Source organism: Streptomyces sp. NPDC058662 (assembly GCF_042716255.1).
Lineage (GTDB): Bacteria > Actinomycetota > Actinomycetes > Streptomycetales > Streptomycetaceae > Streptomyces.
The window spans coordinates 1-7,825 of the sequence record NZ_JBHXRU010000149.1 but is presented as its reverse complement, the minus strand read 5'-3'; the positions used below and the strand labels follow the sequence as shown (position 1 = coordinate 7,825).

Annotated in this window: 5 protein-coding genes; 1 reads left to right on the top strand and 4 read right to left on the bottom strand. The window is 75.4% G+C overall.

What is annotated here, in order from left to right:
- From ACFWUQ_RS29860 to ACFWUQ_RS29850, 3 genes are all read right to left on the bottom strand, one after another.
- The coding region (locus ACFWUQ_RS29860) for a BTAD domain-containing putative transcriptional regulator (protein WP_384544233.1) at nucleotides 1-1,060 on the bottom strand (1,060 nt) is incomplete at its 3' end.
- A 263-nt stretch (nucleotides 1,061-1,323) separates the two neighbouring features.
- The gene (locus tag ACFWUQ_RS29855) at nucleotides 1,324-2,001 is read right to left on the bottom strand and encodes a 4'-phosphopantetheinyl transferase (protein ID WP_384544232.1); all 678 of its coding nucleotides are present in this window, start codon (nucleotides 1,999-2,001) and stop codon (nucleotides 1,324-1,326) included.
- Nucleotides 1,998-2,849, bottom strand: a complete 852-nt coding sequence (locus ACFWUQ_RS29850) for a metallophosphoesterase family protein (RefSeq protein WP_384544230.1) — start codon at nucleotides 2,847-2,849, stop codon at nucleotides 1,998-2,000. Before ACFWUQ_RS29850 ends, ACFWUQ_RS29855 begins: the two co-directional genes overlap by 4 nt.
- Nucleotides 2,850-3,186: 337 nt before the next feature.
- On the opposite strand from ACFWUQ_RS29850, the gene ACFWUQ_RS29845 reads away from it, so the two are divergent.
- Nucleotides 3,187-4,098, top strand: a complete 912-nt coding sequence (locus ACFWUQ_RS29845) for an ion transporter (RefSeq protein WP_384544228.1) — start codon at nucleotides 3,187-3,189, stop codon at nucleotides 4,096-4,098.
- Nucleotides 4,099-4,121: 23 nt separating this feature from the next.
- Here the strand turns inward: ACFWUQ_RS29845 and ACFWUQ_RS29840 are convergent.
- Nucleotides 4,122-7,825 (bottom strand): SAV_2336 N-terminal domain-related protein (locus tag ACFWUQ_RS29840; protein ID WP_384544226.1); only part of this gene is annotated, 3,704 nt, incomplete at its 5' end.

The following is a 7,825-nucleotide window of genomic DNA, read 5'->3' as shown; positions in this document are numbered from 1 at the left end:
CCCGCACGGGCTCGACGCGGGCGATGAGGACGCTGACCTCCTTGCGCTCCGCGACCAGGGTCCGGGGCAGGGGCGCCGCCGCGGGTCTCCCTCCCGCCGCCCGTTCCGGGTGCCCGCCCCCGTCGGAGTCCGCCCCGGCGGGAGGCGGTACCGACGCGGCCGGGGGCAGGGGTACGGAGGCCGCGGCCGGTACGGGCGCCGCGTCCGGGGCCGGGTCGCGGGCCGCCTCCGGGGCCGGGCCGGGGGCGGCGGCCGCGCCCGTCATCCGCTGCTCCAGCTGCCGGCGTATGCCGTCCGGGACGAGCTCGGGGTCGTGCATCAGGATCGCGTGCTGCAACGCCTGCAACTGGTGCCCCGGTTCGAGGCCCAGCCGCTCCACCATCACGGTCCGCGCGCCGTAGTAGACCTCCAGCGCGTCCGTCTGCCGGCCGGAGCGGTAGAGCGCGAGCATGAGCTGCCCCAGCAGTCTTTCCCGCAGCGGCTCGGTGGTCACGGTCCTTTCCAGTTCCACGAGCACCCGGTAATGGTGTCCGCACGCCAATTCGGCCTCGAAATAGTCCTCCAGGGCGTCCAGCCGCGCATTCTGGACGGATATCAATTCCGGCCAGTCGATTCCCGCCTCGACCAGATCGGCCAGGACGGGACCGCGCCAGAGACTGAGGGCGGCGTGCAGGGGGAGAGTGGCGGCCTCGGGGTATCCCTCGGCCAATTTCGCGCGCCCCTGCTCCACCATGCGCTTGAAATGGTGGAGGTCGGTCCGGTCGGGATCGACCCGCAGCATGTACCCGGGCGCCTGGCTCAGCAGCGCCACCGAACCGGAGGCGCTCTCGCTCAGGTTCAGCGCCCGGCGCAGGCGCCACACCGAGTTCTGCAGGATCTTCCGCGCCGACTGCGGCGCCTTGCCCGCCGGCCAGAGCGCTTCGATCAACTGGCTGCTGGCCACCACGCGGTTGGCGTGGAGCAGCAGGAACCCGAGGGTCGCGCGCTGTCTCGTCCCCCCCAGCCCCACCACCCGGTCACCGTCGACGACCTCCAGCGGACCCAGTATGCGAAACCGCATCGCTTCCCCCATTACAAGATCACCAAAGGCCTTGCAAGCGATCATTCCGAGACCGAAAACGGACCCCCGGCGCCGCCGCCCCGGATGCCCTCCCGCACCCGGACCGAGACGCGACCATGATCGCGAATACCACGCTCACCAGTGACACATGAGCCAAGTCCTCAGTCAAGTTTTCAACGTGGCCGAAACGCTATATGGCTGGATTCGGGCCAACGGCCGAGAGGGGACCGAGGTGCTGTCCCCGGAGCGGTCGACGGCCGCCCTCAACTCCGCTGCCGCGGCAGGACGATGGCGGTCAGCACCAGTCCGTCGCGCGCTGCCCACCTGCCGGTGAGGCACTCCAGCCGGCTCTCCCCGACTACCGGCCCCCGCACCAGCAGCCGTGCGGTGAACGTCCCCGCCCGGCCCGAGCCGTCGGGCGCGAAGTCCACTTCCGCCTCCTCGAACCCGAGCTCGCGGCGGGCCAGCGGGTACCAGGTCTTGAAGACGCTCTCCTTGGCACTGAACAGCAGCCGGTCCCACGCCACGTCCGGTCGTCGCGCGCCGAGTTCGGCCAGGTGGCGGCGCTCCCCGGGCCGCGACACCGCGTCGAGGACGCCCTCCGGCAGCGGTCCCGCCGGCTCGGCGTCGATGCCGAGCGACCACACGTCGGCCGTCCTGGCCAGCGCCGCCGCCCGGTACCCCTCGCAGTGCGTCATGCTTCCGGCGACCCCTTCCGGCCACCTCGGCGCGCCGCGCTGCCCCGGGACCAGGGGCACCGGCGGCACGCCGAGCGCGCTCAGCGCCAGCCGCGCGCACAGCCGTACGGTGGAGAACTCCCGGCGCCGCCGGTCCACGGCGTTCGCGACGGCCGCGGCCTCCTCCGGGAACAGGGACACCGGCTCGGAGTCGTCGAGCCGCCATGCGGCGGCCACCGCCGCCGGCACCAGTTCGGTGATCACCGGAACCCCTCCTCCATGTCGGGGACGGGCAGGATCTGCCGCAGGCCCGGCCGCGTGGCCCGGCCCCGCCACTCGCGGGGGTAGCCGACCGAGGCCTCCACGAACCGCACCCCGTCGTGCCAGGTCACCCGGGGGATGTGCAGGTGCCCGTAGACCACCGCGGCCGCCCGGAACTCCCGGTGCCAGTCGGCCGTCAGCTCGGTACCGCACCACTGCGCGAACTCGGGGTAGCGCAGGATCCGGGTGTGCTCGCGCAGCAGGGGGAAGTGGTTGACCAGTACGGTCCGCTGGTCCTGCGGCACGGCCCGGAGGCGGGCCCGGGTCAGCTCCACCCGGGCGTGGCACCAGGCCGCCCGGTCCGGGTAGGGAGCCGGATGCAGGAGCATCTCGTCGCTGCACACCACGCCGGCGTCATACGCGATGCGCAGCGACTCCTCGACCGTGGTGGCTCCCGGCGCCATGAAGGAGTAGTCGTACAGCAGGAACAGCGGGGCGACCGTGACCGGTCCGCCCGCCCCCCGCCACACCGGGTAGGGGCACTCCGGGGTGGACACGCCGTGCTCCTGGCACAGCTCCACCAGGCGCTCGTACCGGGCCACCCCGCGCAGGTCGACCGGGTCGGACGGGTGCGTCCACAGCTCGTGGTTGCCCGGGGCCCATATGACCTTGGCGAAGCGTCCGGCGAGGTGTTTGACGGCCCACTCGAAGTCGGCGTAGTTCTCGGTGATGTCGCCGGCCACGATGAGCCAGTCCCCGTCGGAACGGGGCCGCAGCGCCTCGGTGAACTCGCGGTTCTCCCGGTAGCCGATGTGCAGGTCGCTGATGGCCGACAAGCTGGCCCCGTGCATGGGGTGGTCCCTTCGACGCCGTTGGACGGGTCCGGCGAGCCGGCCTCCCGATCAAGGGTACGTCGGCTCTCGGACGGCGGCACGGGCTTCGCCGGGGCGGTGGCGGTCCGTCCCGAGGCGGAGCCCTTGGACCAGGCGGGGTCCGGCCGGCCGAGCCGAGCACGGATCAACCGGGCCCTCACGCAACGGACTTGGAGCGCGGTCGGGGAGTGCGCCCGCGCGCGGGCGCATTCGGGGGCGCTTGTGGTGAAACCCGAGCGCGGGTGGGGCGTTAGTAGGAGCGACCGCCGCCCCGTCGGGGATCGGCCCGCGGTGAGCACGAGGTACGAGGAGCACGATGGCAGACCCGAAACCGGCCGGACGCGGTCGGATGAAGCTGGCGGCACGGTGCCGGGTGGCCACGGAGGCACCCGGCTTCGCGCTGGCCGTCTTCTGCGTGATCCTGTTCAACGCGGCGCTGATGGGAGTGGAGACCTACAGCGGCTTCGCCCGGGAGCACCGGGCGGCGCTGGAGGCGGCGGAGTACTGCTGCCTGGCGCTGTTCACGCTGGAGATGCTGCTGCGCGCGGGTGCCTGCGCCGATCGGCCGAAAGCATTCTTCCGCGATCCCTGGAACCTCTTCGACCTCCTGGTCGTTGCCTCTGCCTTCGTCCCCCTGGTGCGCGAGAACACCACCCTGCTGCGGCTGCTGCGGCTCGCCCGGGTGCTGCGCACGGCGCGGTTCCTGCCGCACCTGCGCATCCTGCTGATCGCCGTCGGCCGCAGCCTGCCCGGCACCGCGAGCTTCCTGTTCGTCGGCGCGCTGGTGCTGTACGTGTACGCGATGGTCGGCTGGGTGTGCTTCGCCGACTCCGACCCCCAGCACTTCGGCTCCCTCGGCCGCGCGGCGCTGACCCTGTTCCTGCTCACCACGCTCGACGGCCTCACCGACGCCGTCCGCGCGGGGCTGCAGATCTCCCGGCTCACGCTCGTCTACTACGCCTCGTACGCCCTGTTCGCCTCCTTCGTGCTGGTGAACGTCCTCATCGGGGTGGTCCTCAACTCCCTCGACGAGGCACGCGAGATGGAGGACGAGGCCCACCGCGCGCCGACCACCCCCGATCCCGGCGCGGAGCCGGGGGGCGCCGATGTACGGGACCGGATCGCGACCGCCCGCCGGGCCCTGGACGAGATCGAGGCGAGCCTGGCCACGGCCACCGCGGACGGCCGCGCGGGACGCCCGCTGGAAGGCGCGCACCCCGGGGCGTGAGGGCCGGGGGCGGGGCCGCCCGGTCACTCCCGGGGCGGCCCCGGCCCCCCGCCCCCGCCGCCGTCCTCGTCCGCGCCCCCGCGGTCCTCGCCCTCGTCCGCGTCGAGCAGGCGCAGGCGGAACACACGGTCCGGGAGCCGCTCCACCTCCCAGCGGTCCGGCCGGTCCCCGAAGGGCAGTTCGGCGTCCGCGGCGGACAGGAACCGCACGTCGTCGAAGCGCACCCGGCCGGTGTAGTCCACCGCGTCGAAGGCGACCGGGCCCTCGAACACGGTCCGGGCGGCGAGCAGCCCGTCCTCGTACGTGGCGTGCGAGAAGACGGCCGCTCCGGCGAAGACCGCCCCGCTCAGCACGGTCGGCCCGCGGAAGGCGGTACCGGTGAAGTCAGCCGACCCGGCTGCCCTGACCCCGTCCAGCTCCGCCAGGTCCTCCAGGGCCGCCCGGGCGAAGGACACTTCGGCGAGGAACTCGGCGTCCGTGAAACCCGCGGGGCCGCCGAAGACCGCGCCCCGGAACCGGGCGGCCCGCTCGAAGCGGCTCCGGTCGAAGGCCGCGGACCGCTCGAAGACGGCGCCGTCGAAGAAGGCCCGCCCCCCGAAGGCCGCCTCGTGGAACAGGGCCCGCCCCTGGAAGGCCGCCCGGTCGAAGGAGACCCGGTCCGAGAACTCGGCGCCCCGGGCGTTCCAGTCGTCCACGAACCGCGCCCGGCCGAACTCGGCCCGCCCCAGCCGTACGCGGCGGGTGCCCGGTTCCCGTACGGCGTCCAGCACCCGCTGGAGCAGGCGGTGCCGGAAGGTCGTGCCCCGCAGGTCCACCGGGGATCCGGGGCCGAGTGTCGCGAGGAAGACCTCCTGTTCGGCGTCCGGCAGGTGGGCCAGGCAGCTCCCGAAGCCCGGCAGGAGGATCCCGGGGCAGCCGGACGCGTCGGAGTCGGAGGTGACCAGCCCGCAGTGCGGCCAGTCCGGGCCGGTGTCCCGCGTCCGGGCGACTTCCACGAGTGCCCGCGCCAGCTCGACCGGGTCGCTGACGCACAGCCAGCCCCCGGCCCCGCGGCCCAGGGGGACGAGGCCGGCCCGCACGGCGGGCGGAAGCAGGGTGCGCAGGTCCCGGTAGAGGGCCGGGGACAGCACGAGGCGGAGCGGGAGGGAGCGCGGAAGGGGCCACGGCCGCCGCCGGAACTCCGGGACGTCGGCGAGGCGCACCGCCTCCTCACGCGCCAGGGCGAGGGGGCGGCCCGCCCCCTCGCTCCCGGTCGGGCCCTCGTCCACCGTCACGTTGACCGGCGGCGGCAGGGGCGTCGCCGCGGCTCCGGCCAGCCGGCGCGGCAGTTCGGACAGCAGCCGGCCGGCCTCCGCCAGGGCTCCGGGCGGTTCGACCGTGACGAGCAGGCGCGCGGGTACGTCCGTCTCGACGACCTCCCCCCGCACCTGCATGTCGTCCATCAGCTTCCGGACCAGGACGGCCGCCGGACGCGTCCCGTCAGCCGCCTCGGCGCCCGCCTCCGCTCGGGCCGTCACCGTCAGGGAGACCGCCGCCCCCGGCTCCCCGGACCCCGGCGCCGTCGTGTGCGCGTCCAGGACGGCCTTGAAGCCCGGCTGCTCCAGCAGGGCGTGCCCCGACAGGAACACCATCCGGTCCGCCCAGACCCCGTGCACGACACCGAGCAGTTCCCCGGCGCGGCAGACGGGTCCGCCCCGGTAGTGCGTCCAGCCGTCCGGCTCGGCGGACAGCCGGACGAGCTCGCCGTTGCGGGCCCGCTGGTACGGCACGACCTCGCCCGTCAGCGACACCGGCTCCCCCTGGTCCGGGGAGCCGTCGACCCGGACCCGCTCCGGGCCCGGCGGCGGACTCGCCCAGGGCAGCGGACCGGGCCAGGCCGCCGGATCCGCCAGGTCCCGGTCCGCCACCAGCAGGAACACCCGCGGGGACGCGTCGTCCCACCACGCGGGGTGGCAGAGCGCCTCCCGGTGGCCCGCCCGGACCCAGGCGACCGCGTTCGCCCCGAGCCGGTCGTCCCCGACCGTGAGCACCAGCCGGGGCGTCAGCAGGATGCCGACCTCCTGGTACTCGCGCGCCGGTTCGAAGCGGACCCGCACGACGCGCTCCCCGAGACCCGGATCCGGCGGCGGATCCGGATGCGGATCCGGTTGCGCATCCGGAGCGGAGCCCGGCCGCGCCGCGAACGGCAGCGCCCCCTCGGCCACCGGCCGGCGGCCCGGCTGCCCCGCTGTGACCCGGGTCGCCGAGAAGTCCGGGCCGCCGCCGCGGTTGCGGGACATGTACTCCCAGACCCGGTTGCGCACCAGTTCCCGTACGGCGGCCACGTCCCCGCGCAGCTGGGAGCCGAGCAGGGCCTCCCGTACCCCGGGCCGGAACTCGAACTCCGTTTCCTCCGGGCGCTGTTCGGCCGTCCAGGGCGCGAAGAGGCCGCCGAGGGCGACCTCGGCCAGGTGCCCGTGCTCCGCGTCGCGCAGCAGGGAGCGTCGGACCAGGGTCATGACCGGCAGGGTCAGCGGTACGGCGGCCAGGTGGGCGGCGAGCCGCTGGGCGGTGGGGGACGCGCTGGCGCGAAACCGCTCCACCGCCTCCAGCCCGGTGGCGCCGCCGTCCGGCCCGCCGCCGTCCGCCCCGTCGGGATTCGCGGCGGCCTCGGCGTCGTCCCGCGGCGGTCCGCCGCGTTCCGCGTCCAGCCGCAGGCAGGCCAGGCGGCGCCACTTCCCGTCCCCGGCCACCACGCGCACCAGCCGGCCCAGGCTCTCCGGCGCGAGCCCGACCATCGGCACCACGGCGGCCGCGCCGTGCCCGCCCCCCGACCGGCTCCGGGCACCGGCACCGGCACCGGCACCGGCGGTTCGGGCGGCGGCACCGCGGGCCCGCCGGACGACCGGGACCCGCTTCCAGCCGCGGGTGGCGGCGGCCGGCCGGTCCGCGCGCAGGGCGAAGGGGACGGGCTCGACCCCTCCGCGCGTCCAGAGCCGTTCGGGCAGCACGTTCAGCACGGCCACCGCGTTGTGCGCGCCCCACTGCGTGAGCACGCCCTGCACGGGCGCCTCCCGCCAGCCGCCCGCCACGGTGTCGGAGAGGACGAGGATCAGCCGCCGCCCCGCCGGGTCGGCCAGTTCCGCGGGCCGCCGGGACGGTCCGCCCCGACCGTGGCGGAGCCCGGGGGTGCCGCCGGATCCGGTCCCGGTCAGCTGCCAGGTCCGTACGTCGCGGAACACACCGCTACGGGTCAGCGCCAGGCGCAGTTCGTCCACGAGGTCGGCCCACAGCAGCATGGAGGGGTGGGCGTCGACCACCAGGGCCAGGTCCAGCCAGCGGCTCTCGGCGGGGCGCAGGACGGGGAACGGCACCCGGCGCTCGATGCTGCGTTCCACCGTGAGCTGCTCGTCCAGCTCGTCCCCCGGCCCGCCGATCGAGCGGCGGCCGAGCGGACGCAGGGCGCGCATCAGGCCGAGCGGGTCGTCGAGGGCGGCGGTGCGGGGAAGCCGCAGGGGCGTGCCGCGGCGGCCCGCGGCGGTGTCGGCCGGTTTCCCGCCGGTGCCGGGCGCGGTGTTCGGGAAGAGCTCCACGGGCGGTTCGCCGGGGACCGGTCCGCCGCCCGGAGGCCCGGCCGCGGGCGGCAGAGTGCCGGGGTCGGGCGCCGGCCCGGCCGGCGCGGGGGCGGCCGGGGCGGACGTACGGGCGCCGGCCGGATCGACCCGGGCCGCGAGCCACAGGATGTCGC